Source organism: Celeribacter sp. SCSIO 80838, from assembly GCF_056498065.1.
This window is the reverse complement of the sequence record NZ_JAZKMA010000001.1, coordinates 170,631-195,859: the sequence shown is the minus strand read 5'-3', so window position 1 is coordinate 195,859 and position 25,229 is coordinate 170,631. Positions and strand designations below refer to the sequence as shown.

General features: G+C 63.1%; 21 protein-coding genes. 6 read left to right on the top strand and 15 right to left on the bottom strand.

Annotation, left to right across the window (positions count from 1 at the left end):
- Genes V1475_RS00875 through V1475_RS00860 form a run of 4 tightly spaced genes read right to left on the bottom strand, consistent with a single transcriptional unit; the run spans window position 1 to window position 6,231 of the window.
- Window positions 1–1,551 carry an ABC transporter ATP-binding protein gene (locus V1475_RS00875; protein ID WP_479411243.1) on the bottom strand — a complete coding sequence of 517 codons (1,551 nt, stop codon included), beginning with the start codon at window positions 1,549–1,551 and terminating at the stop codon, window positions 1–3.
- A complete protein-coding gene (gene xdhC, locus V1475_RS00870; protein ID WP_479411242.1) occupies window positions 1,548–2,471 on the bottom strand; it encodes a xanthine dehydrogenase accessory protein XdhC in 924 nt (307 codons plus the stop codon). Before xdhC ends, V1475_RS00875 begins: the two co-directional genes overlap by 4 nt.
- A complete protein-coding gene (gene xdhB / locus V1475_RS00865; RefSeq protein WP_479411241.1) occupies window positions 2,468–4,870 on the bottom strand; it encodes a xanthine dehydrogenase molybdopterin binding subunit in 2,403 nt (800 codons plus the stop codon). The genes xdhC and xdhB overlap by 4 nt, the downstream gene beginning before the upstream one ends.
- Window positions 4,870–6,231 (bottom strand): xanthine dehydrogenase small subunit, encoded by a 1,362-nt coding sequence (locus tag V1475_RS00860; protein WP_479413936.1) that lies wholly within the window; start codon window positions 6,229–6,231, stop codon window positions 4,870–4,872. Before V1475_RS00860 ends, xdhB begins: the two co-directional genes overlap by 1 nt.
- Window positions 6,232–6,457: 226 nt before the next feature.
- Here V1475_RS00860 and dnaE point away from each other — a divergent pair, with 226 nt between their 5' ends.
- Window positions 6,458–9,976, top strand: coding sequence for a DNA polymerase III subunit alpha (gene dnaE / locus V1475_RS00855; protein WP_479411240.1), 3,519 nt, complete (start codon window positions 6,458–6,460; stop codon window positions 9,974–9,976).
- 93 nt (window positions 9,977–10,069) lie between these two features.
- Here the strand turns inward: dnaE and V1475_RS00850 are convergent, their stop codons facing one another.
- Complete coding sequence (locus tag V1475_RS00850) at window positions 10,070–10,282, bottom strand: SlyX family protein (protein ID WP_434290545.1); 213 nt, start codon at window positions 10,280–10,282, stop codon at window positions 10,070–10,072.
- 154 nt (window positions 10,283–10,436) lie between these two features.
- Between V1475_RS00850 and hisS the strand changes: the two genes are divergently transcribed.
- From hisS to hisG, 3 genes are read left to right on the top strand one after another with little or no spacing between them, the layout of a single operon-like run.
- Window positions 10,437–11,921, top strand: a complete 1,485-nt coding sequence (gene hisS / locus V1475_RS00845; RefSeq protein WP_479411239.1) for a histidine--tRNA ligase — start codon at window positions 10,437–10,439, stop codon at window positions 11,919–11,921.
- Window positions 11,921–13,018, top strand: coding sequence for an ATP phosphoribosyltransferase regulatory subunit (locus V1475_RS00840; protein WP_479411238.1), 1,098 nt, complete (start codon window positions 11,921–11,923; stop codon window positions 13,016–13,018). Before hisS ends, V1475_RS00840 begins: the two co-directional genes overlap by 1 nt.
- Entirely contained in the window at window positions 13,018–13,716 is a 699-nt protein-coding gene (gene hisG / locus V1475_RS00835; protein ID WP_434290548.1) for an ATP phosphoribosyltransferase, read from the top strand. The genes V1475_RS00840 and hisG overlap by 1 nt, the downstream gene beginning before the upstream one ends.
- Window positions 13,717–13,763: 47 nt before the next feature.
- On the opposite strand, the gene V1475_RS00830 is transcribed toward hisG, so the two are convergent.
- A complete protein-coding gene (locus V1475_RS00830; protein ID WP_434290549.1) occupies window positions 13,764–14,183 on the bottom strand; it encodes a DUF1489 family protein in 420 nt (139 codons plus the stop codon).
- A 119-nt stretch (window positions 14,184–14,302) separates the two neighbouring features.
- Between V1475_RS00830 and V1475_RS00825 the strand changes: the two genes are divergently transcribed.
- Window positions 14,303–16,570 (top strand): adenosylcobalamin-dependent ribonucleoside-diphosphate reductase, encoded by a 2,268-nt coding sequence (locus V1475_RS00825; protein ID WP_479413935.1) that lies wholly within the window; start codon window positions 14,303–14,305, stop codon window positions 16,568–16,570.
- 1 nt (window position 16,571) lies between these two features.
- On the opposite strand, the gene gph is transcribed toward V1475_RS00825, so the two are convergent.
- From gph to V1475_RS00800, 5 genes are all read right to left on the bottom strand, one after another.
- Entirely contained in the window at window positions 16,572–17,216 is a 645-nt protein-coding gene (gph, locus tag V1475_RS00820) for a phosphoglycolate phosphatase (protein WP_479411237.1), read from the bottom strand.
- 106 nt (window positions 17,217–17,322) lie between these two features.
- Window positions 17,323–18,075, bottom strand: a complete 753-nt coding sequence (locus tag V1475_RS00815) for an ATP-binding cassette domain-containing protein (protein ID WP_479411236.1) — start codon at window positions 18,073–18,075, stop codon at window positions 17,323–17,325.
- The gene (locus tag V1475_RS00810) at window positions 18,072–19,013 is read right to left on the bottom strand and encodes an iron chelate uptake ABC transporter family permease subunit (RefSeq protein WP_479411235.1); all 942 of its coding nucleotides are present in this window, start codon (window positions 19,011–19,013) and stop codon (window positions 18,072–18,074) included. Before V1475_RS00810 ends, V1475_RS00815 begins: the two co-directional genes overlap by 4 nt.
- The gene (locus tag V1475_RS00805; protein WP_479411234.1) at window positions 19,006–19,935 is read right to left on the bottom strand and encodes an ABC transporter permease; all 930 of its coding nucleotides are present in this window, start codon (window positions 19,933–19,935) and stop codon (window positions 19,006–19,008) included. Before V1475_RS00805 ends, V1475_RS00810 begins: the two co-directional genes overlap by 8 nt.
- Window positions 19,932–20,825, bottom strand: a complete 894-nt coding sequence (locus tag V1475_RS00800; RefSeq protein WP_479411233.1) for a siderophore ABC transporter substrate-binding protein — start codon at window positions 20,823–20,825, stop codon at window positions 19,932–19,934. Before V1475_RS00800 ends, V1475_RS00805 begins: the two co-directional genes overlap by 4 nt.
- Before the next feature lie 107 nt (window positions 20,826–20,932).
- Here V1475_RS00800 and V1475_RS00795 point away from each other — a divergent pair, with 107 nt between their 5' ends.
- Window positions 20,933–21,244: a DUF2218 domain-containing protein gene (locus V1475_RS00795; RefSeq protein WP_434290610.1), complete on the top strand. Its 312-nt coding sequence runs from the start codon at window positions 20,933–20,935 to the stop codon at window positions 21,242–21,244.
- 77 nt (window positions 21,245–21,321) lie between these two features.
- Here V1475_RS00795 and V1475_RS00790 read toward each other — a convergent pair whose 3' ends face one another.
- From V1475_RS00790 to V1475_RS00775, 4 genes are read right to left on the bottom strand one after another with little or no spacing between them, the layout of a single operon-like run.
- Entirely contained in the window at window positions 21,322–22,119 is a 798-nt protein-coding gene (locus tag V1475_RS00790; protein ID WP_479411232.1) for a heme ABC transporter ATP-binding protein, read from the bottom strand.
- A gap of 1 nt (window position 22,120) precedes the next feature.
- Window positions 22,121–23,194, bottom strand: coding sequence for a FecCD family ABC transporter permease (locus V1475_RS00785; protein ID WP_479411231.1), 1,074 nt, complete (start codon window positions 23,192–23,194; stop codon window positions 22,121–22,123).
- Between the two features lie 3 nt (window positions 23,195–23,197).
- The gene (locus tag V1475_RS00780; protein ID WP_479411230.1) at window positions 23,198–24,052 is read right to left on the bottom strand and encodes a heme/hemin ABC transporter substrate-binding protein; all 855 of its coding nucleotides are present in this window, start codon (window positions 24,050–24,052) and stop codon (window positions 23,198–23,200) included.
- Complete coding sequence (locus tag V1475_RS00775) at window positions 24,053–25,096, bottom strand: hemin-degrading factor (RefSeq protein WP_479411229.1); 1,044 nt, start codon at window positions 25,094–25,096, stop codon at window positions 24,053–24,055.
- Window positions 25,097–25,229: the final 133 nt, after the last annotated feature.

The following is a 25,229-nucleotide window of genomic DNA, read 5'->3' as shown; positions in this document are numbered from 1 at the left end:
TCATCCGGCCACCTCCGTGTCTTGCGTCGCGTCTTGCGTCGTCTCCGCCGCGTGCATGTCATGTGCGCCGCCCATCATCAGGCCGATCTCGTCGACGGTCAGGCCCTTGGCGGGACGCGGCGCGGTTAGCGCACCCTCGTTGAGGGCGGCGAAATGGTCGGAAATTTCCATCAGCTCGTCGAGGTCCTGCGAAATCACGATGAGACCCGCGCCCTTCGCGGCGAGATCAAGGAGCGCCTGACGGATCGCCGCGGCGGCGGAGGCATCGACGCCCCAGGTCGGCTGGTTCACCACGAGGACTTTCGGGTCCTGAAGCACTTCGCGGCCGATGACGAATTTCTGAAGATTGCCGCCCGAGAGCGATCGCGCCGCCGAGCCGGGGCCGGGGGTGCGGACGTCGAAACCCTTGATGATCTCTTTCGCGAAAGATTCGGTCTTTTTCCAGTTCAGGAAGTTGTTTTTCGTGAGCTTTTTGCGGATCGTTGCCGTGAGCGCGGTGTTCTCCGTCAGGCTCATGTTGGGGGCGGCGGCATGGCCGAGACGTTCCTCGGGCGCGGCCAGAAGGCCGATTTTGCGCCGGGCGTTGGGGCCCATGTGGCTGACGTCCTGACCGTCGAAAATCACGGAGCCTTTGCCGGTTTTCGCCTCGCCCGACAGCACCGAGAGCAATTCGTCCTGCCCGTTGCCCGCAACCCCGCCGATGCCGAGAACCTCGCCCGCGCGGAGCCTAAGGGACACGTCCTTGAGCCGTGTGCCGAACGGGTTCGAGGGCACGAAATTCAGCCCCTGCACATCGAGCAGAACCTCGCCCGCCTCTCCGCCTTCGCGCGTCGGCACATGCAGCGTCTGGCCGACCATCATCTCCGCCATCTCGCGGGCGGTGGTGGCTTTCGGATCGCAAATGCCGACGACCTTGCCGAGCCGCAGGATCGTCGCCCCGTCGCAAAGCGCGCGGATCTCTTCGAGCTTGTGCGAGATGTAGAGGATCGAGGTGCCTTCGGATTGCAGCTTGCGCAGGGTCTTGAAGAGAATCTCGACCTCCTGCGGCGTCAGCACCGAAGTCGGCTCGTCCATGATCAGGAGCTTCGGGTCCTGCAACAGACAGCGGATGATCTCGACGCGCTGACGTTCGCCCGCCGAGAGGTCGCCGACGATGCGGTCGGGGTCCAGAGGCAGGCCGTAGTTTTCGGAGACCTCGCGGATGGAGGCGGCCAGATCGCTCATCTTCGGCGGGTTTTCCATGCCGAGCGCGACGTTTTCGGCGACGTTCAGCGCTTCGAACAGAGAGAAATGCTGAAACACCATGGCGACGCCGGCGGCGCGGGCGGCCTGCGGATTGGGCGGCGCATAGGAGCCACCGCGCAGCTTCATAAAGCCCGCATCGGGTTTCTCCAGCCCGTAGATCATCTTGACGAGGGTCGATTTCCCGGCGCCGTTTTCACCCAGAAGCGCATGCACCTCTCCGGTGCCGATGGAAAAACTGACATCGTCATTGGCGCGCACGCCGGGATATTCGCGGGTCAGCCCCACGACTTTCAAAAGCTCCGTCACCCTGTCCGTTCCCCGTAAGATTCTGTGATCTTTCTCCCCGAGATTACTTGGGCTGCAACCCCAACCGCAATGGCTTGCGGATGTTTCCCAAGGTCAGGTCGCCCAATCGGACAGCAAATGCGGTCGATTTGGGCATCGCCATGGCCGAGATCGCGCAACCGGTTGCGAAACCGCGCCCATTTCGTGCGCGAACCGATCAGGCCAGCGAAGGCGAACCCATGGCTGAGCGCGCGGTGGCAGAGTTCGAGATCGAGCGCATGGGAATAGGTCAGGATCAGGTGCTCGGCCTCGGCGGGCGCATAGGCCATGAGGGCCTCGGGGTGTTCGGCCACGAGTTGCGTGACGCCCTCGGGAAGCGTGTCGGGGAAACGATTGGCCGCCGTGTCGACCCATGTGATCGCGAGATCGGGCAGCGGGGCGAGCGTGGCGACGATGGCGCGCCCGACATGGCCCGCGCCCCAGACCCACAAGGGCCGCGTGGCGCGGGTGATCGGTTCGACCATCCAGTCGCCATGGAGCTGCGGGAGGAGCACACCTTGGGCGCGGGCGGTGGCGAGGGCCTTTTTCATCGAAAAGGGCATGTCGCCGGGGCCGCGGGCGAAGACATCTTCGGGGATCGCGGTCACGCTTTCAAAGACCTCGGTCAAAAGCGTTACCGCGCCACCGCAGCATTGCCCCATGGCGGGACCGAGCGGCAGGCGTTGCAGTCGGGGGGCGGAGAAGGCGCGTTTCGCCGCCTCATATTCCAGCGTGCCACCGCCGATGGTGCCGGATTGGCCGACACCATTCGGGCTTTGCCAGACCAGCATGGCGGCCCCCACTTCACGCGGGGTCGATCCCTGCACCTCGGCCACGACAACACGGGCGACGCGGCCATGTCGGGCGAGGGTTGAGACCAACGCGTCGCGATCGAAGCTCACGCTTTTGTCCTTTCGATGGCGGCGAGGCATTCCTCCGGCGTGGCGGGGGCGTTGAGGGCCGGGTAATTCGGACCGCAAGCGGCACAGGCGTCCGACAGCGCAAGGAAAGCGGAAATCCCCAACATGAAGGGCGGCTCGCCCACGGCTTTGGAGCGATAGATTGTCTCTTCGCGGTTGCGCCCGTCCCAGAGATCGACATTGAACACGTCGGGCGCGTCCGAACAGGCGGGGATTTTATAGGTCGAGGGCGCGTGGGTTTTGAGCATGCCCTTGGCGTCCCAGACAAGCTCTTCGGTGGTGAGCCAACCCGCACCCTGGACATAGCCGCCTTCGATCTGCCCCTTGTCGAGCGCCGGGTTCAGCGAGGCACCCGCGTCATGCAGGATGTCGGCGCGCAGAATGCGGTTTTCGCCGGTGAGCGTGTCGAGCGCGACTTCGGTGATCGCGATGCCATGGGCGAAGTAGAAGAACGGGCGGCCTTTGCCCGCAAGCCGGTCCCATTCGATCTTGGGCGTCTTGTAGAACCCGGTCGCGGAGAGCGACACGCGGTTCATATAGGCAAGGCTGATCAGCTCGTCGAAATCCATCTCATGGACCCCGAAATGCACCTTGCCTTTGGCCCAGATCACATCGCTTTCCCCGAAGCGTTCGAGGATAAAGACCTCAAGCCGGGTGCGAATGCGGTCGCAGGCGTTCTTCACCGCCATGCCGTTCAGGTCCGTGCCCGACGAGGCGGCGGTGGCGGAGGTGTTGGGGACTTTGGCGGTGTCCGTCGCGGTGATCTTCACCTTGTCCAAAGAGACGCCGAATTCCTGGGCTGCGACTTGCGCGACCTTTTGGAACAGGCCTTGCCCCATTTCCGTGCCGCCGTGGTTCAGGTGGATCGATCCGTCGTTGTAGATATGGACCAGCGCGCCCGCCTGATTGAGGTGCGTAAGCGTGAAGGAGATGCCGAATTTGACCGGAGAAACCCCCAATCCTTTTTTGATGATCGGGTTCTCATCGTTCCATTTTTCGATGCTCTTTTTGCGTTCGGCATAGTCGGAGGTCTTCAAAAGCTCCTCGGTCATGCCGTGCAGGATAAAGTCCTCGACCTCTTGACCATAGGGCGTCAGCTTGCCGCGTGGCGTGACTTGTCCGCCTGCGTGTTGCGGATGGGCGTACAGATGTTCGACGCTGCCCTCGGAGGTCGGTTCGCCCTCAAGGGAAAGCACGTGATCCTCCGGCACGCCATCGCCCGCCGTGGGCGTGACCATCTCGTCGTAATAGTTGAGCTTGCGCACCTCGATGGGGTCTTTGCCAAGCTCATGCGCGATGTGATCGACCACGCGTTCGATGCCCAAAACGCCCTGCGGCCCGCCAAAGCCGCGATAGGCGGTGTTGGATTGGGTGTTCATTTTGAGGCGATGACTCTCGATCCGCGCGTTCGGCAGGAAATAGGCGTTGTCGGCGTGGAGCATCGCCCGGTCGGCCACCGGCAACGTCAGGTCCATCGACCAGCCGCCACGGGTGATTTGTAGGAAATCAATGCCGAGGATGCGCCCCTCGTCGTCGAAACCGCAGGTGTAGGAGATGCGGAAATCGTGGCGCTTGCCAGTGATCACCATATCGTCGTCGCGGTCGTAACGCATTTTACACGGCTTGCCGGTGTCGCGCGCCGCGATGGCACAGGCGATGGCGAGCCAGTTGCCCTGGCTCTCCTTGCCGCCGAAGCCGCCACCCATGCGCCGGGTCTCGACCCGGACGGCGTGCATCGGCACGTGGAGCGCGTGGGCGACCTTGTGTTGAATCTCCGACGGGTGCTGGGTCGAGGAATGGACCAGCATGTCGCCGCCTTCCTGCGGGAGCACGGCGGCGGCCTGACCTTCGAGGTAGAAATGTTCCTGCCCACCGATCTCGATGGAGCCTTCGATTTTATGCGGGGCCTCGGCGATGGCTGTCGCGGCGTCCCCGCAGCCATAGATGCGCGGGCCGTCTTCGAACCGGCTGTCGGCCGCCATGGCGGCGTCATAATCGAGGAGCGCGGGGAGTTCGTTGTAGGTGATCTTACCGAGCTTGGCGGCTTTGCGGGCTGCGAGATGCGAGGTGGCGACGACGAGGAAGATCGGCTGGCCGATGAATTGGACCTCGCCGGAGGTGAGCAGGGGCTCATCGCCGAGAGAGGGCGAACAATCCGGCACATGGCCGTGGAAATCCTCGGTGGTGTAGACCTTGACCACACCGGGGGCGGCGCGCACGGCGGTCAGGTCCATCGACGTGATTTCGCCATGGGCGACGGAGGACATGCCGAAGGCCAGATGCAGCGCACCGGCGGGAAGCGGGATGTCGTCGATATAGCGCGCCTGACCGGTCACATGGAGCTTGGCGGCGTCATGGGGAAGAGGGGAGCCAACGGACATTATGCGCCCTCCTTCACATCAAGAACCGAGGTGGTGAGGCCTTGGCTTTCGGCGAAATAGCGTTTGAGCATGTTTTGCGCGGCGGTGAGGCGATAGGCGGCGGAGGCGCGCATGTCGCTCATGGGCGTGTAATCCGTGGCAAATGCGGGCAGGGCGGCCTCGATGGTGTCCATGGTCCAAGGCTGGCCGATCAAAGCGGCCTCGACGGTTTTGGCGCGCGCGGGGGTTCCGGCCATGCCGCCGAAGGCGATGCGGGCGGCGGTGATTTTGCCGTCCGTGACCGTGATGTTGAACGCACCGCAGACGGCGGAAATGTCCTGATCGAAGCGTTTCGAAAGCTTGTAAACCTTGAGGTCCTTGAGGCCGGATTTCGGCACGGTGATGCTTTCGACGAATTCGGACGCACCTCGGTCCTGTTTGCCATAGGCGATGAAGAAATCCTCAAGCGCGATGGTCCGGCGATCTTCTCCCTTGCGCAGCGTGAGGGACGCGCCTGCGGCGATCAGCGGAGGAGGGCTGTCTCCAATCGGGGAGCCGTTGGCGATATTGCCGCCCAACGTTGCGGCGGCGCGCACCTGGGTGGAGGCAAAGCGGCGGTACATCTCGGAGAGCGAGGCGGAATGCGGTTTGAACAGGGCGATCAGATCGGCGATGGGCGTCATCGCACCGATTTCGAATGCCTCCTCGGTCTCGGTGACGCCTTTGAGGTCTTCGACGCCGTTGAGGAAGATCACCACGTCGAGATCGCGCATTTGTTTGGTGACCCAAAGCCCGACATCGGTCGCGCCCGCGATCAGCACGGCGTCGGGGCGAAGCGCATAGAGGCCCGCCAACTCATCGGAGCTTTCCGGCCGTTCGACGATGGCCGGGGCCGGGAAGGGGATGTGCTCCAGCTCTTCGGGGATCGGCGCGGATTCGAGTTTCTTCGCGGCGCGCAGGATCGGCGCATAGCCGGTGCAGCGGCAGAGATTGCCCGCAAGAACATCCTCATGATTGGTCTCGCCGCGCGCGTGCGCCGTGGCCAGAGACATGACGATGCCGGGGGTGCAAAAGCCGCATTGGCTGCCATGTTCTTCGATCATCGCGGTCTGCGCCGGGTGGAGCGTGTCGCCTTTGGACAGGCCTTCGACCGTGATGACCGATTTACCGTGCAGCTGCGGCAGGAAGAGAATGCAAGCGTTCAGAGGTTTCTTGCCGCTCTCGTCCTCCACCATCACGGTGCAGGCACCGCAATCGCCCTCGTTGCAGCCTTCTTTTGTGCCCGTCAGCCCGCGCGTTTCGCGCAGGTAATCGAGCAAGGTACGGGTCGGCGCGTCGCTTGCGGTGATAAGCTCGCCGTTCAGCCGAAAAGTGATCTCCATCGTCAGACCAGCCGCTTTCTTGTTCAAGACACGCGCCCGATGCGGCGGAAAGCGCGTGCGATTTCTGAAAGGAAACCGGGATAGAACGGCTTTTGCAAGGGATTCCAAGCGAAATCTGCTCAGGCTTTGTACTTTTGATCAAAAAATGAGCTGGACCACGAAGCTGTGGAAAAACGGCGTTTTGCCCTTGGAAAGCGCGGCGCGCTTGCGGTAGCTTCGCGGGCACATGAGCACAGCATCCTTCATCCATCTCCGGGTTCACACCGAATATTCGCTCCTCGAAGGGGCGATGCGGCTCAAGAAACTGAGCGGCATGGTGACGGATATGGGCATGCCCGCCGTGGCGGTGACGGACACCAACAACCTGTTCTGTGCGCTCGAGTTTTCCGAATATGCCAAGGGCGCGGGCGTTCAGCCGATTCTCGGCTGTCAGGTCAGCGTCGGCTATCACGAGCCGGAGCCGGGAGAGCGGCAGAAAGCGCCCGCGCCGGTGGTTCTTCTGGCGCAGAGCGAGACGGGTTACGAGCACCTGATGAAGCTCAACTCCTGCCTCTATGTCGACAAACACGACGGCATTCCGCAGGTGACGATGGCGGAGCTGGAGCGCTATTCGGCGGGGCTGATCTGCCTGACGGGCGGCTCGGACGGGCCGGTGGGGCGGATGATCCGCGACAATCACGAACCGCAGGCGCGCGCACTTCTGGAGCGGTTCAAGGCGATCTATCCGAACCGGCTTTACGTCGAGTTGCAGCGCCATCCGGGTGAGGACGGCAGCCATACGGAGGCCGAACGGCTGACTGAGCGGCCTTTCGTGGAATGGGCCTACGATCTGGGTCTGCCGCTGGTCGCGACCAACGACGTGTATTTCCCGAAGGAAGAGATGTACGAGGCGCATGATGCGCTGATCTGTATCGCCGAAGGGGCCTATGTGGATCAGGTCGAACCGCGCAGACGTTTGACGCCACAGCATTATTTCAAGACGCCTGCGGAGATGACGGCGCTGTTCGCCGATCTGCCAGAGGCGATCGAGAACACGGTGGAGATCGCGAAGCGCTGCGCCTTCAAGGCTTATAAACGCGATCCGATCCTGCCGAAATTCGCCGATGACGAGGTGGAAGAACTGCGCAAACAGGCGTGGGAAGGTCTGGACAAGCGTCTGGCGGTGATCGATGCGGCGGCTCCGCGCGAAGAGTACGAGGAGCGGCTCAAGTTCGAGCTGGGGATCATCGAACAGATGGGCTTCCCCGGTTACTTCCTGATCGTGGCCGACTTTATCAAGTGGTCTAAGGACAACGGTATTCCGGTCGGGCCGGGGCGGGGCTCGGGGGCTGGCTCGCTTGTCGCCTATGTGCTGACGATCACGGATTTGGACCCGCTGCGCTATTCGCTTCTGTTCGAACGGTTTTTGAACCCGGAACGTGTGTCGATGCCGGACTTCGACATCGACTTCTGCATGGATCGGCGGGAGGAAACCATCCGCTACGTGCAGGAGAAATACGGGCGCGACAAGGTGGGGCAGATCATCACCTTCGGTGCTTTGCTTTCGAAAGCGGCGGTGCGCGACATCGGGCGGGTGTTGCAGATGCCTTACGGGCAGGTGGATCGGCTGTCGAAGCTGATCCCGGTCGAGGGGGTCAAACCCGTGTCGATCAAGCAGGCACTGGAAGATGAGCCGAAACTCCGCGAAGAGGCGCGCAACGAAGAGGTCGTCGACCGGCTTTTGACCTATGGCCAGCAGGTCGAGGGGCTTTTGCGCAACGCCTCGACCCACGCTGCGGGGGTTGTGATCGGGGATCGTCCGCTGGACAATCTTGTGCCGCTCTATCAGGATCCGCGCTCCGACATGCCCGCGACCCAGTTCAACATGAAATGGGTGGAACAGGCCGGGTTGGTGAAATTCGACTTTCTCGGCCTCAAGACGCTGACGGTCATTCAGTCGGCGATGGACCTGATTTTCAAATCGGGGCGGCCTCTGCACGTCGCCGCCGACGGGACGCAATTGTACGAGCCGCCCGAAGGCGGCGTGAACGAGATCAACCTCATCCCGCTCGATGACGAGAAGACCTATAAGCTTTATTCGGACGCCAAGACAGTTGCAGTGTTTCAGGTGGAAAGCTCGGGCATGATGCAGGCGCTCCGGCAGATGAAGCCAACCTGTATCGAGGACATTGTGGCGCTTGTGGCGCTTTATCGTCCGGGGCCGATGGAAAACATCCCGACCTATTGCGACGTGAAGCACGGGCGCAAGGAATTGCAGTCGGTTCACCCGACCATCGACCATATTCTGGCCGAGACGCAGGGCATCATCGTCTATCAGGAACAGGTGATGCAGATCGCGCAGGTCATGGCGGGCTATTCGCTTGGCGGCGCTGACCTTTTGCGCCGTGCGATGGGGAAAAAGATCAAGGAGGCGATGGACGCCGAACGCCCGAAATTCGAGGCGGGGGCGGCCAAGAATGGCGTCGACAAAAAGAAGGCCTCCGAGGTGTTCGACCTTCTGGAGAAATTCGCCAACTACGGCTTCAACAAATCCCACGCGGCGGCTTACGGCGTGGTGTCCTATCAAACCGGCTGGCTCAAGGCGAACCACCCGGTGGAGTTCATGGCGGGCGTCATGAACTGCGATATTCACCTCACCGACAAGCTGTCGATCTTCTGCGAAGAGGTGCGGCGGGGCTTGGAGATCGAGATCATTCCGCCCTGTGTGAACCGCTCTCTGGCGACTTTCGATGTGGTGGATCAAAAGCTGGTCTATGCGCTGGGCGCGCTCAAGAACGTCGGTGTCGAGGCGATGCAACTCATCGTCAAAGCCCGAGAAGAAACCGGCAAGCCTTTCGTGACGCTGTTCGATTTCGCCCGGCGGGTGGATCTCAAGAAGGTCGGCAAACGGCCTTTGGAGATGCTGGCGCGCGCGGGGGCGTTCGATCTCTTGGACAGCAACCGCCGCCGGGTCTTCGACAGCCTTGATGCGCTGGTGCAATATTCCGCGGCGATCCATGAGCAAAAGGCCTCGAACCAGGTGTCGCTCTTTGGCGATGCGGGCGAGGACCTGCCGGAGCCGCGCCTGTCGCCCGTCGGCGATTGGGTCGCTTCCGAGCGGCTGATGGAAGAGCAGAAAGCCATCGGGTTTTATCTCTCCGGCCACCCGCTCGACGATTACAGCGCCGCGCTCAAGCGCAAGAAAATCGGCACGCTCGCCGAGGTGCAGGCCCGCGCCGAGGCCGAGGGTGGCGTGATCATGAAGGTCGGTGTGCTGGTGTCCGGGTTCCGCCCGATGAAATCCGGCAAGGGGACGCGCTATTTCCGGATGAATATTTCCGACCCGACCGGCCAGCTCGCGGGCATCGCCATGTTCCCGAAAAAGGGTGAATACGAACCCTCCTATGACATTTTCGAGAAACACGACAAGCTGGTGATGTCGCTCGAAGGGCGATTCAACGACGGGCAGTTCGATCCGATGATCCGCTCGGTTGCGCCGATGGAAACCGTGGTGGCGGATGCGGGCGGTGCGGGGCTCAAGATTTATTGCGAGGACACTCGGGCCATCGTCATGGTCGGCGAGCTTTTGAACCGGGTGACGCGGGAGGCGAAGCAGCCCGCCAAGGGGGCGATCAGTTTTTGCCTGATGCCGCCGGACAGCCAGAACGAGGTCGAGATCGACGTGCCGCAACCCTTCGTGATCACGCCGGAGATCAAGGGGGCGATCAAGTCCTTTGACGGGGTGGTGATGGTCGAGGATATGTGAGGGGCGAGGGGACGGTCGCATTCGAACGCGTTTGCGGTGCGAACGCTGCCTCGAATGCCCGTCTTGTCACAATTTGCGGGGCAAATTGTAACTTCACCAATGCGGCGGGCGTTGGTCCGCGAGCGGCACGGAGCCATCGGTTTCGGATTGGCGAAGCGCTTCCGCCTCCATCAGCATGCCGAGTCGTCTTTCCACCAGTTCGAGCACACGCTCCTGTTGCGCGACGACGTCGGAGAGCTCCTCGACGGTTTTGGTGAGGTAGGCGACCTGTTCCTCAAGCGCGATGATGCGATTTTCGTCTGACATGCCGGTCTCCTTTTATGAGCGGGTTTATGCCCCTGAATACGGGGTTTGTCATCAGCTTTTCATGGGATTTCGCGGGTTTTGCCAGTGCTGCCGCCTTGCTCAGCGGGCGGGCTTCCGCTATGCCGCCCGCGACAGTCGTGCAAAAGGACCAGCCATGGCCAAGCCCAAGAAAACCCCGCGCCCCAAGGCCGTCACGCCGAAGGGCTTTCGTGATTACTTCGGCACCGAAGTGAGCGAGCGCAAGCATATGCTCGATCAGATCGCCGAAGTGTATCATCTTTACGGGTTCGAGGCGCTGGAAACCTCTGCGGTCGAGACCGTCGAGGCGCTGGGCAAATTCCTTCCCGACGTGGATCGCCCGAACGAGGGTGTGTTTGCGTGGCAGGAGGACGACTCGGATTGGGTGGCGCTGCGCTATGACATGACCGCGCCGCTTGCGCGTGTCGCGGCGCAGTATCGCAACGATCTGCCGTCGCCCTATCGCCGCTTTGCGATGGGGCCGGTCTGGCGCAACGAAAAACCGGGGCCGGGGCGTTTCCGCCAGTTCTATCAATGCGACGCCGACACCGTGGGCGCGCCGTCTGTGGCGGCTGACGCGGAGATTTGCGCGATGTTGTCGGATACGCTTGAGGCGGTCGGCATTCCGCGTGGCGATTACATTGTGCGGGTGAACAACCGGAAGGTGCTCGACGGGGTGCTGGAGGCCGCTGGTCTGCCGGATACGGACGAGTGCGCGCATGTGCGCGGCATCGTTCTGCGCACCATCGACAAGCATGACAAGTTCGGCGACGAGGGCGTCATGGCGCTGCTGACCGAAGGGCGCAAGGACGAGAGCGGCGATTTCACCAAGGGCGCGGGGCTTGCCACGGCGCAGGTCGAGCTGATCCTCGGTTTCGTCAACGGCCGTCAGGACAGCAATGCCACGACGCTGGATCGTCTGGGCGAGTTGGTCGGCGCGGCTGTGACCGGCCAAGAGGGCGTCGCGGAGTTGCGCGAGATCGCCGAGCTGCTCGAAGGCCAAGGCTACGGCCCCGACCGCATCGTCATCGACCCCGCCGTGGTGCGGGGCCTCGGCTATTACACCGGGCCGGTCTATGAGGCCGAGCTGACCTTTGAGGTCACCGATGAAAAAGGCCGCGTGCGCGAGTTCGGCTCGGTTGCGGGCGGCGGGCGTTATGACGATCTGGTCAAACGCTTCACCGGGCAATCCGTGCCCGCGACCGGTATGTCGATCGGCGTCGACCGTCTTCTCGCTGCGCTGCGCGCGACGGGTCGGATCGGGTCCAAGGCCCAAGGCCCGGTGGTGGTGACCGTGATGGATCGCGACCGGATGAGCGCCTATATGGAGATGGTGACGGAGCTGCGTCAGGCGGGCATTCGCGCCGAAGTGTATTTGGGCAATCCGAAGAACTTCGGCAACCAGCTCAAATATGCCGACAAACGCGAAAGCCCGGTGGCGATCATTCAGGGCGGCGACGAGGCGGAGCGCGGCGTGGTGCAGATCAAGGACCTGATCCTCGGGGCGAAGATTGCCGAGAACGCCTCTCTCGAAGAGTGGAAAGACCGCCCGAACCAATATGAAGTGCCGCGTGACCAGATGGTCGCGAAAGTGCGCGAGATCATCGAAAGCTATAGCTGATGCCCCGTTTTGACATTCCGAAAGCGGCGATCAAGGCTGAGGCCGCGCGTCTCAAGGCCTTCTTCGAGGACAGCGGTGCGCAGCCTGTGGAAATGGACATTCTCCTGCCCGCCGAGGTGCTTTTGGACCTCTACGGCGAGGACATTCGCGCCCGCGCCTATGTAACCCACGACCCGGAGCGCGGCGAGATGATGCTGCGCCCGGATTTTACCGTGCCGGTGGTGCAACAGCACATGACCGATGGCGCCGAACCTGCGCGTTATACCTACGCGGGCGAGGTGTTCCGCAAACAGGAAGACATGCCGAGCCGGGCCAATGAATATTTTCAGGTCGGTTACGAGGTGTTCGACGGCGTCGATCCGGCGGCGGCGGATGCGGAGGTGTTTGCGCGCTTTGCCGAGGTGCTGGCGGATGCGGGGCTGCATGCCGCCACCGGCGACATCGGGATTCTCAAGGCCGCCGTGGCGGGGTTGAAGACCACCGAACGCCGCCGCGCGGCGTTGCTGCGCCATATCTGGCGGCCGCGCCGCTTCCGCGCGCTGATGACGCGGTTTTCCGAGGCGGGTACGGCGCTGCGCCAACAAAACCTCGACCGCGTGCGCGCCAACCTCAAGGACGCGGAAGCTCCCTTTATCGGGCTGCGCACCCAGACGGAGATCGACAGCCGGATCAGGGCGCTCGAAGAAGACGCGAGCGAACCGCCGATTTCCGCGTCCGAGATCGAGCTTCTGGATGACATCCTGTCGCTCAAGGAGACCCTGCCGCATGTGCTGTCGCAATTGCGCGATATTGCGGTCGACCTGCCTGCGATTTCCGAGGCCGTCAGCCTTCTGGGGCGTCGTATCGACGCGCTGGCCGCGCGGGGCGTCGATGTTGAGAACCTCGATTTCGAAGCCTCTTACGGGCGCACCTCGATGGAATATTACGACGGATTCGTTTTTGGCTTTTACGCCGAGGGCCGTCCCGATTTGCCGCCGGTCGCGACAGGCGGGCGCTATGACGCGCTGACCGCCGTTCTGGGGCAGGGGCGCTCCATTCCGGCCGTGGGCGGGGTGATCCGCCCCAGCGTGCTTCTGAGCCTGAAAGGAGGCGCGTGATGGTCGTCAAACTTGGCGTGCCCTCCAAGGGCCGGTTGATGGAAAAGACCTTCGAATGGTTTTCCGAGCGCGGCGTGATGTTGTCGCGGGCGGGGGCTGAGCGGGAATATTCCGGCGCGGTCGAGGGCATTGAGGGCGTCGAGCTTGTCCTGCTCTCCGCCTCCGAGATCCCGCGCGAACTGGCCGCAGGGCGTATCCATCTCGGCGTCACCGGCTCCGATCTCGTGCGCGACAAACTGGCCTCGTGGGACAGCAAGGTCGCCGAACTTGCCGTCATGGGCTTTGGCCATGCCGATCTGATCATTGCCGTGCCGAAATGTTGGACCGATGTCGACACGCTGGACGATCTCGACGCCGCCGCGTCGGCCTTCCGCGCGCGGCACGGGTTTCGGTTGCGCATTGCGACGAAATACCACCACCTCGTGCGCGAGTTCCTCAAGCTGAACGGTGTGGCGGATTATCAGCTCGTCGACAGTCAGGGCGCGACCGAAGGCACGGTGAAGAACCTCACCGCCGAGGCGATCGCCGACATCACCTCGACGGGGGATACGCTTCGGGCCAACCACCTCAAGGTGCTGAGTTGCGAGCCGATTCACCGGTCGCAGGCGACGCTGTTCAAATCGCGCATGGCGCATTGGACGGAGGAGACGCGGGCGACGTTGACCGAGCTGACCGAGATGATGGGGCTGGGGGACTGAGCCACGGAACAGGGGGGCTCCCCTGTTTCCTTTGTTGCCCTAAATACTCAGATCACGCCGATCTCGGCCAGCGCCTGTGCCAGTTCCGGCGGCAGATCGGGTTCGTTTTCGCGGCCCTGCGGCAGATCGGCGGGGGCGTCTTCGGGTTTGAGATAGCGCCAGCCCTGAAACGGACGGCGCAGCGCGTTTTGCGTGCGGATCAGCGGCGCGGCCAGTTGGATGCGGCAGCGGCGTACGCCGTCTTCGCCGATAACTTCTTCCAGTCCCACGATTTTCTGGCGTGCCTGAATGGTTCCCTTGATCACCCAATAGAGCGATCCGCCCTTCAGGAGCTTGTCCTCCTGCTTGGGCCACATGCGGGTGGTGTGGCCGCGCAGACCCTTGGGGGCGGCTTCGATATAGGCGTTCAGTTCATCAAATGAATCGACGCCAACGCAGAGTTTTACGAGATTTATGTGATCAGACATCAGATTGCTCTATGTGTGGTATAAGAGCATAGGCCCGGCCCGCGATTCTTCAAGTTGATCCGCAGGAGGAAGGCGACTTGCTCTGCGCGCTCTTGCATTCACGAACGGAAAACACCGCCATAACCCGCTTTGCCGCCCCCATCGCCGAACAGATCTGGGACATGAAATATCGGCTGAAAGAAGCCGACGGGACTGTGCTGGACCTGTCTGTGGAGGACAGTTGGCGGCGGGTGGCGCGCGCTCTGGCGTCGGTGGAAAAGGACAGCGCGGCGTGGGAGCAGAAATTCTACCACGCGCTGGAGGATTTCAAATTCCTGCCGGCGGGGCGCATCCTGGCGGGGGCGGGCACGGGGCGTGCGGTGACGTTGTTCAACTGTTTCGTCATGGGAACGATCCCGGACAGCATGGCGGGGATTTTCGACATGCTGAAAGAGGCCGCGCTGACGATGCAGCAGGGCGGCGGCATCGGCTATGATTTTTCCACCATCCGGCCCAAGGGGGCGGAAATCAGGGGATTGGCGGCGGATGCCTCCGGCCCGCTGTCGTTTATGGATGTCTGGGACGCGATGTGCCGTACGATCATGTCGGCGGGCTCGCGTCGCGGTGCGATGATGGCGACGATGCGTTGCGATCACCCGGATGTTTTGCAATTCATCGAGGCGAAACAAGACAGCGCGCGTTTGCGGATGTTCAACCTCTCGGTGCTTGTGACTGACGATTTCATGGAAGCGGTGAAGGCCGACGGTCCGTGGGAACTGACCTTTGGCGGCAAGGTTTATCACACGGTCGAGGCCCGCGATCTGTGGAACAAGATCATGCGCGCGACCTATGATTATGCCGAGCCGGGCGTGATCTTCATCGACCGCATCAACAAGATGAACAATCTTTCCTATGTGGAGACGATTGCCGCGACCAACCCGTGCGGCGAGCAACCGCTGCCGCCCTATGGCGCCTGCCTGCTTGGCTCGATCAACCTTGCCCGTTTGGTGAAAGACCCGTTTGGGCCGGGCGCGGAGATGGACGAAGAGGCTTTGTCCGATCTCGTCGCCACCGCGGTGCGTATGATGGACAACGTCGTGGACGCGTCCCGTTTCCCGCTTGAGGCGCAAGCGCAAGAGGCACAGGCGAAACGCCGCATCGGGCTTGGCGTTACGGGGCTTGCCGACGCGCTCTTGATGATCGGTCAGCGCTATGGCTCGGAAGAGGCCGCCGCGACCTGTGAGACATGGCTCAAGATGATCGCGCGCGCGTCCTATCTGGCCTCCGCCGGATTGGCGAAGGAGAAGGGTGCCTTCCCGCTTTTCGACAAGGACAAATATCTGGCCTCCGGCTCGCTCAAGATCATGGATCAGGACGTCAAAGACGCCATCGCCAAAGACGGCATCCGCAACGCGCTTTTGACCTCCATCGCCCCGACCGGCACGATCAGCCTCTATGCGGGCAACGTGTCCTCCGGGATCGAACCGGTGTTCGCCTATGCTTACACCCGCAAGGTGCTGCAAAAAGACGGGTCGCGCACGGAAGAAGAGGTCGTCGATTACGCCGTCAAACTCTACCGCGACAAGTTCGGCGCGGATGTCGAGCTGCCCGAGTATTTCGTGAACGCCCAGACGCTCGCGCCTCTGGATCACGTTCGGATGCAGGCGGCGGCGCAGAAATGGGTCGACAGCTCGATCTCCAAGACGATCAACTGCCCGGAAGACATTGCCTTTGAGGATTTCAAGGAAGTCTATATGGAGGCTTATGAGACCGGCTGTAAGGGCTGTACCACCTATCGTCCGAACGATGTGACGGGGTCGGTTTTGTCCGTATCCGAAACCTCGGAGAAAGCCCCGGAACAGGAGATCGGTGCGGAGGCCGTGTATCTTTCAGAGCCGCTCGACCGCCCGCAACAGCTCGAAGGCAATACCTACAAGGTTAAATGGCCGGACAGCGAACATGCGCTCTACATCACGATCAACGATATCGTGGTCGGCGGGCAGCGTCGTCCTTTCGAGATTTTCATCAACTCGAAGAACATGGAGCATTTCGCCTGGACCGTGGCGCTGACCCGGATGATCTCGGCGGTGTTCCGGCGCGGGGGCGATGTGTCCTTTGTGGTCGAAGAGTTGAAGGCCGTGTTCGATCCGCGCGGGGGCGCCTGGATGAAGGGCAAATATATCCCCTCCATTCTGGCGGCCATCGGCGGGGTGATCGAGACGCATCTGGTGACCATCGGCTTTATCGAGGGCGAAGGCATGGGGCTCAAGGCCGACCCGAAATCGGAGGTGGTCGTGATCGGTGAGAAACCGCGCGGCAAGGCCTGTCCGTCCTGCGGGTCTTACGACATGCGCATGGTCGAAGGCTGCATGACCTGCGCCTCCTGCGGCCATTCGAAATGCGGCTGAGTTAAACGGCTTCGGCAACCAGCCGGGGCAGTTCCCTATAATCCGAGAAGAGCGCCAAGGCTCCCAGCGTCTCCGCCGGAGCCTGTCTGTATCCTTCTGTAAACAGCAGGAAGGGCACTCCGGCGTTCCTGGCAGCGGCGGCGTCGATCTCGCTGTCGCCGACGAAGAGTTTGGGGCCTTCGCCCAGCCGGGCATAACCCTCGGTCAGCATCAGCGGATCGGGTTTATGGGTGGCAAGGCTGTCGCCGCCGATCATCACGTCGAAAAACGGCATGAGCGCGAGGTGGTCGAGCACCGCGCGGGCGGCATTCTCGGGTTTGTTGGTGGCGATGCCAAGGCGATGACCGGCGGCCTTGAGCGTCGAGAGCGCGTCGATCACGCCGGGGTAGGGCTGGGTCAGGTGCACGGCCTCGGTGTAGAGCCCGAGAAACGCCTGATGCAGGCGGGTTTGTTCGCTGTCGGGAATGCCGCGGGCGGCGCGCAGACGCTCGATCAGCACTTTTGCGCCACTGCCGACGAAGCTGCGCACCTCCGCGAGAGAGACCGCAGGTTTGTCCTCCTGATCCAGAAGCGTGTTGGCCATGGCGTGAATGTCGGGAACGCTGTCGATCAGCGTGCCGTCGAGATCGAAGAGAATGCGGGTCATGGGGGCCTCTGGGCGTGCTCCGGGGGATGGTGTGTGCCGTGTTACTCTCGGGGCTTGGCACGGGATTGTCCATCGGACACACACGCGCAGGTCAGACGGTCAATATTCAGACGGTCAGCACGATGCGCCGCCCCTCGGCCTCGATCACCTGCACCTCGGTGTCGTAGAGATCGGAAAGGTTGTCGCGGGTCAAAACCGTGTCGGGCGCGCCTTCGGAATGGAGCCGTCCGGCCTTGAGCGCGACCACATGTTCGGCATGGGCGGCGGCGATGGAGAGATCGTGGAGCACGACGACCACGGTCTTGCCCTTGTCGGCCTCTTCGCGCGCGACACGCATGACGGTGCGCGCATGGACGATATCGAGGTTGTTCAGCGGTTCGTCGAGCAAAAGGACATCTGTGTTCTGCGCCAGAACCATGGCGATGAGCGCGCGCTGACGCTGGCCGCCGGAGAGCGTGTCGAGGAACCGGTCGGCGAAGTCTTTCAGATCGAGGCGGACGATGGCGGCGTCAATTGCTTCGAAGTCTTTCGGGCCGGGGCGGCCGTGGCTATGGGGATAGCGACCGAAGCCGACGAGATCGCGCACGGTGAGGCGCGGGGTGATCTGGCTGTCCTGACGCAGGATCGCGAGATGTCTGGCGAGGGTCTTGGGCGGGTAGGCGGCGAGCGGCTTGCCATCGAGCAGCACTTCGCCGGTTTTCGCTTGAATAAGACGCCCCATGGCGGACAGGAGCGTCGATTTCCCGGCGCCGTTCGGGCCGACAAGGGCGGTCATTTTGCCCAGAGGCATCTTGACCGTCACGTCATGCAGGATGGGCGTCTCGGTCAGATGGACGGAGAGCGAGCGGGTTTCGATCATCGGGGCCTCCGATGCAGGATGAGAAAGAGAAAGACCAGGCCGCCAAGCGCCTCGATCACCACGGAGACCGAGGTTTGCAGGCGCAGCGCGCGTTCGAACAGGGTCTGGCTTGCGACCAGCACGGTTGCGGCGGTCAGGGCGGAGGCGGGCAAAAGCGCGGCGTGTCGCCAGGTGCCGATCAGGCGATGGGTGAGCGCGGAGACCAGCAGGCCGAAGAAGACGATGGGGCCGACAAGCGCGGTGGAGACGGAGACCAGCAGGGCAACCGCCACCAGAAGGCGCTTTGTGGCGCGGTCGTGATCGACACCGAGGTTGATCGCCGCCTCGCGTCCCAATGAGATCACGTCGAGCGCACGGTGCTGGCGCATCAGCCAGAGGAAGACGGCGAGCGTGATGCCGGTGGCGATCCATGTCAGGTCGGCATTGACGGCGTTGAAGCGGGCAAAGCTCGCCTGCTGAACCACCGAGAATTCCGAGGGGTCGATCAGGCGGTTGATCAGCGCGGTGAGGCTTCGGAAGAGCACGCCGAGGATCAGCCCGGTGAGGACCATGCGGCTCAGATCGGCGGCATTGCGCAGCACCGCGCCGAAGAGAATGAGCGCGGCGGTGAGCATCAGTGCGGTTTCGAGGATGAATTTCAGGGTTGGGTCGAGCGTGGCAAAGCCAAAGCCGCCGAGAAAGAACACCAGCCCGGTTTGCAGCATCAGATAGAGCGCATCGAAGCCCATGATCGAGGGCGTCAGGATGCGGTTGGCGGTGAGGGTCTGAAACACCATGGTGGAGAGCGCGACGGCGGTGGCGATGGTCACCAGCGCCAGAAGCTTCATGCCGCGAAACGGCAGGATGAAATCCCAGTTGCCGCGCGCGCCGAGGGTCATGAAGGCCGCGATGGACAGCGCGAAGAGCAGGCCGAGCAGCAGGAAACGGGTTTTAACCACGGGCGGCTCTCCCGTTCAGAAGCCAAAGGAAAATTGCCGCGCCCAGAACGCCCAGAACCGTGCCGACGGGCACTTCGAACGGATAGCGGATGACGCGGGAAAGGATGTCGCAGGCCAGCACCAGACCCGCACCGCTGGCGGCCACGACAGGCAGGGTGGCGCGCAGGTTTTCGCCCATGATCCGGGCGACAATGTTGGGGACGACAAGGCCGACAAAAGGGATCATGCCGACGGTCACGACGGTGATCGCGGTGATGATCGAGACGATGGCAAGGCCAAGCGCCATGATCTGGCGATGGTCGAGACCGAGAGAGGTGCTGGCCTCTTCGCCCATCCCCGCGATGGTGAAACGGTCGGCATAGAGGTAGGCAGCTATGGTCAACACGCCGCCGATCCAGAGGAATTCATAGCGCCCCAGCATGACGCCGGAAAACTCACCGGTCATCCAGACGTCGATATATTGCAACAGGTCGCGCTCATAAGCGAGGAAGGTCGTGAGCGCACCGAGGATGCCGCCATAAACGATGCCGGTGAGCGGGACCATGAGCGGATCGCGCCGGGGCAGGCGGCGGACGATGGCGAGGAAGCCTGCGGTGCCAATGAGGGCGGTGACGGTGGAGGCGGTCATCTTGAGCCAGATCGCGGCGCCGGGGACAACAAGCGTAATCGCGACCAGCCCGAGGGCGGCGGCCTGACCGGTGCCCGCGGTGGCGGGTTCGACGAAGCGGTTGCGGCTCAGCATCTGCATGATGACGCCTGCGACGGCAAGGCTTGCGCCGGCCAGAAGGGCGGCGGCGGTGCGGGGAATGCGGCTGACGAACAGGAGCCAAAGATTGTCCCCGCGCAAAGACGACACCCCCGTGAGCAAACTCACGAGGGTGAGAACCGCCAAAGTGGCGAGGACGGCAGATTTGCGGCTCACGAGGCGTCGCCGAAAGCCGTTTTGATGATGTCGAGGGTTTCGAGCGTGGATTGGATGCCGCCGCCAGCGATGTAGATGCCGCCAGAGTTCAGGTAGACGATATGTCCGGCCTTTGCGGCCTTGGTGTCGGCGATGATCGCGTTGTCGAGCGTCGCCTGAGCGCTCTCGCCCTCGCCGCCGATGGCTGCGACACGGTCGAGAACGAGAATCCAGTCGGGATCGGCCTCGCGGATGAATTCGAAGGAGACGGATTCGCCATGGGCGGTGTCTTCGAGCCCGTCGATGGCTTCCGGCAGACCGATCTCGGAGTGGATCCAGCCGAACCGGCCGCCCGCGCCATAGGCGGAGACCTTACCGCCATTGGTCAGGATCAGAAGGGCCGTCCCCTTGCCCTGAACCACGGCCTCGGTCGCGGCGATTTCATCGTCGAGCTTGGCGGTCAGGGCTGCGGCCTCGTCCTGTTTGTCGAAGAGCGCACCATAGGTTACGAGCCGCGCGCGGGTCTGATCCAGAAGATTGTCGCCCCACATGGTCATGTCGATGGTCGGCGCGAGTTTCGACAGAGCGTCGACCTGGGTTGCGGAACGCCCGCCTGCGATGATGAGTTCCGGCGACAGCGCGTTGAGCGCTTCGAAATCGGGCTCGAACAGGGTGCCGATGTCGCTTTGATAGTCGGTGAGATAGGGCAGATAGGTGCTGGAGGTGGCGGAGAGGCCTGCGACGCCGAGCGCATCGAGCATGTCGAGCGCGCCCATGTCGTAGACGGCGACGGTTTTCGGGGCGTGCGGGACGCTGGCGGGGCCGGTCGCGGTGTCGATGGTCACGTCTTCGGCTTGCGCAGTGGTGGCCATGACCGCGAGCAGAGCGGCCTTCAACAGGGTGCGGGACATGCGTTTCTCCTATATGCGGGACTCAGGGGTCCATTCTTGATTGTTTTCATAGGTTATTGCGCAGTCGGGTCGCAAGCCGTAATCTGAGCAAAACGCTAGGAGAACGCATGCCCAGTCAAACGCACATTCAAATTGGTCGCTTCGAGACGCCGCACGCCTCGAAATATCTGCAACAGCTTTGCAAGCATTTCGCTCACAAGGTGGAGGTCGAGTGCACACCGACCGAGGGGCGTGCAGCGCTTCCGCCGGGACCGGCGACGCTTGAGGCGACCGAAACCGGACTGACGGTGCGGCTCTCGGCCAAGGACGATGCGGGCATGGGGCATGCCCGTGCGATCATCGACCTGCATCTCAAGAAATTCGCCTTCCGTGAGAATTTCGAGGAAATGAATTGGGAGCCGATGGTCGCGGTGGCCTGACGTTTAATTCTCTGAAACATAATGAAATTCAGAAAAAGTCCGCTGTATCGCAGCGGCCTTTTCGATGGTTGTTCATGTCACGCCGAAAGCTGAGAGGCCTGCGGCAAGATCCACGGTCCTCCGGTCGGCGGCGGCGTGTTGGTGCGCAAAGCGCAGCCGTAACAGGCCGACAGGCGGCGGTCGGTGAAGACCTCCTGCGGCGTGCCTTCGGCCTGAACCTGCCCGCCGCCCAGAAGCGTCACGCGATCCGCGAACATGGCCGTGAGGTTCAGATCGTGCATCACTGCGATCACCCCGCCGCCGCGTTTGGCGTAATCGCGGGCCAGCTCCATCACGGCAAGTTGATGGCCGATGTCGAGCGCGGAAACCGGTTCGTCGAGAATGAGCCAGCGGGGATGGCCGTCGAGAACAGGCTCCCAGATTTGCACCAGCACGCGAGCGAGCTGGGCGCGTTGCCTCTCGCCGCCCGACAGTTCCTGCACCATCCGGCCTTCGAATCCCTTGAGCCCGACGCGGGCCAAAGCGGCGCGGGGCAGGTGCTCCAACCCCTCGGCGCGCCCGGTCGCCAGCCCGGCGGTGAGGCCGAGGCGTACGAGTTCGAGCACGGTGAAGGGAAAGGCGACGCTGCCCGATTGCGGCAGGACCGCACGACGCTGCGCCAGATCGAGCGGGGAGAGATGCGAGAGCGGCACGCCGTCGAGCGCGACTTCGCCCTCGAACGCCTGTTCGCCGGTGATGGCGCGCAAGAGCGTGGTCTTGCTGGACCCGTTCGGGCCGACGATGGCCGTTACTTCGCCGGCGGCGGCGGTGAAGCGGACCCGATCAAGGATGGTACGGGCGCCGAAGCGGACGGTGATGTCGGTGGCGGTGATCATCTCAGCTCTCCAGAAGGGCGCGGTTTTTCAACAGGATCCAGAGGAAGAACGGCCCGCCGAGACAGGCGGTGACGATGCCAATGGGCAGTTCGGCGGGGGCGACGGCCACACGCGAGATCATGTCGGCGATCAGCAGCGTGATGGCTCCGAGAAGCGCGGCATTGGGCAGGAGATTGCGATGTTCCGGGCCTTGGAGAAGGCGCAGCAGATGCGGCACGACGATGCCGATGAAGCCGATGCCGCCGGTGATCGCGACCGAGGCCCCGACCGATCCCGCGACGGAAAGAATCGCGATGCGCTTCATCCGCTGGGTGTCGATGCCCATGTGGCTTGCGACGGCCTCGCCCAAGGCGAGCGCATCGAGGGCGCGGGCGAGGAACGGGGCGGCGAGGAGGGCGAGGGCAATGATCGGCCCGGCGGTCATGAGCTTGGCCCATGTCGCGCCCGCCACCGAGCCCATGCCCCAGAAGGTCAGATCGCGGAGTTGATCGTCGGTCGCCTTGTAGACGATGAAACCGGTCAACGCACCGGTGAGCGCCCCGAGGGCAATGCCCGCGAGGAGCATGGTGGCGACCGAGGTGCGCCCGCCGCGGGTGGCGATCTTGTAGAGCAGGAGGGTGGAGATCCAGCCACCGAGGAAGGCCGCGACCGGGACGAGATAGGCGCCGACGAGATTTTGCAACGCGAGCGGCAGAAGCCCGCCCAGCACGATGGCCGCTACGGCGCCAAAGCCTGCACCCGCCGAGACCCCGACAAGGCCGGGATCGGCCAGAGGGTTGCGGAACAGGCCCTGCATGACTGCACCGGCCACAGCCAAGGCCGCGCCGACCAGCGCGCCCGTGAGCACGCGCGGCATGCGGATGTCCCAGACGATGGTTATATCGCGCAAAGAGGCTTCGCCGATCCCGGCCTTGGCCATGAGCGCGCCGATCACATCGGTGTCGCCCGCAGCGCCCCAGCCGAGGCCCAAAAGCATGGTCAGGGCAAGGAGCGCCAGAAGCACGAGGCGCAGAAAACGCGCCTTGTCGCGACGGTCGCCCGCGAGGGGGGCGCTTCGGCTGTCCACGATGGCCATGGGTTACTCCGCCGCAGCCCAGAGCGCGTTGTGCAACTCGGTGGCGAAATGCGCGGTGCGCGGACCGAAGCCGAGAGCGGCGGGGTCGACCTGAACGAAAGCGTGGTTTTGCCCGGCGGGCGTTTGCGACAGGGCGGGCAGGTCGAGAATATCGCTCTTGTTGGCGTCATGCTCGCTCTGGCCGGTGCTGGCCATCATCAACACTACGTCGGGGGCGGCGGCGATGATCGCCTCGTCGCTCATGATCTTGTAGCCCTGAAACGCGCCGGACATGACGTTTTCTGCACCCGTGAGCGCGATGATCCCATCCGCGCCGGTGCCGTCGCCCGCCACATTCAGACGCCCGCCCTGATTGGACAGGATGAACAGCACGCGGGGCGGGGTGCCCGCTTCGGTGCGGGCCTGGTTGAGGCTGTCGAATTGCGTCTCGATTTCGGTGGCGAGGCTGTCGGCCTTGGCGGGGACGCCAAGCGCTTCGCCGACCGTGTGGATCGCCGCAATGACGGAGTCTTCGGAGAACCCGTCCTTGACCGGCACCAAGGGGATCGAGGCGGCGCGGAGTTGGTCGAGCACTTCGGGCGGACCGGCGGTGTCGCGGGTGAGGATCAGGTCAGGGCCGACGGAAAGCACGCCCTCGGCCGACAGTTGTCGCATATAGCCGACATCGGGCAGGGCGTTCGCGGCCTCCGGGAATTGCGAGGTCGTGTCGCGGGCGACGAGACGGTGCTCCTCGCCCAGAGCATAGACGATCTCGGTCACCGGGCCACCGATGGCGACGATGGAGGTCGCTTCCGGGTAGCTCTGCGCATGGGCAGAGAGCGGCAGGAGGAGTGCGGCGCTCAGAAAGAGGGGCTTCATTTACGCCTCCGGCAGATCGGCGAGAATCTGGTGCCATTGGGCCAGATCGTCGTCGTCATTCTCGCGCTGGCCGAAGCACTGGAAGATCAGCCCGCCGTCGGCGTCGAACGCCTCAAGCGAGACTGCGGGGCCGCGCTTCGTCGGCTTGTCGACGACATAGACCTCGGCCAGATGGTCGCCACGCAGATGCAGGTTGAAGCGCGGATCGAGCACGTTGAGCCACGGCCCCATGGGTTTGATCGTGTCGAGCGTGCCCCAGTGGATCTGGATATTGCCGCGATTGCCGACGAACAGGACGACCTTCTGATGTGCGGCGGAGGTGGCGTGGAGGAAATCCGCGATGGCCTCGGGTTTGACCTTGCGCACGAAGGGCGCACCGGCGAGACGGTAGGCGCCGAGGCGGTTCATACCGAGTTTCGCGGCCAGACGGTTGAACTGATGGGTGTCGGTCATGCGCGCCCATTCCTCGACGAGGATGTCGCGCTTGTCCGCGTTGATCTTTGCGTTCTCCGTGGGCTGGCGCGGTTCGACTGCGATCTCCGGCGACTGGTCCTCGAGCGCCAGCACATCGACAAGCGGTTGCCAGGCATCGTGGTTTGAGCCGTCGCGCAGGAAGATTTTCTGCAAGGCATCGCCCGAGGCGTCGAAGAATTGCAGCGTGCGGCGGATGCCTTTTTCGGTTTCGTTCTCGATGGCGAAGCCGAAGGTCCAGAATTTCGGGAAAATCCGTGTGTCGATCTCCTTGCCGAGCACCATGGAGGCATGCGGGCCGGATTTGTAGGTCTCGAACGTGCCGACGCGTTCGTGCACACAGGAGGCGTTGCGGGTCAGCGCCATGACCTCGCCCAGAGCGGTGAGGCGCGGCATGACCGCGTCGGGATGGGCGGCAATCCGGGTGACGGTCATGCCCGGTGTCTGGCCGGTGTGGGCGGCCACCAGTTCGGCTTCGGAAATACCGAGACTGTCGGCGAGATCGCGGTCGCGCTTACCGGTGTTGGCGGATTTCGCGGCGCGGATGTCTTCTGCGGTGAGCGGTTTGTTCATGGCGAGGCCTCACGTGATGGGTGGACGCGCGCGGGACACGAAGGACCACCCCGCGCGCTGGCTGGGGTCAGACGACCTTGGCAACGGAACGGGAGAACGGGCGGTGCGGGGAAGCCCCTGCGCCTTTTGTCAT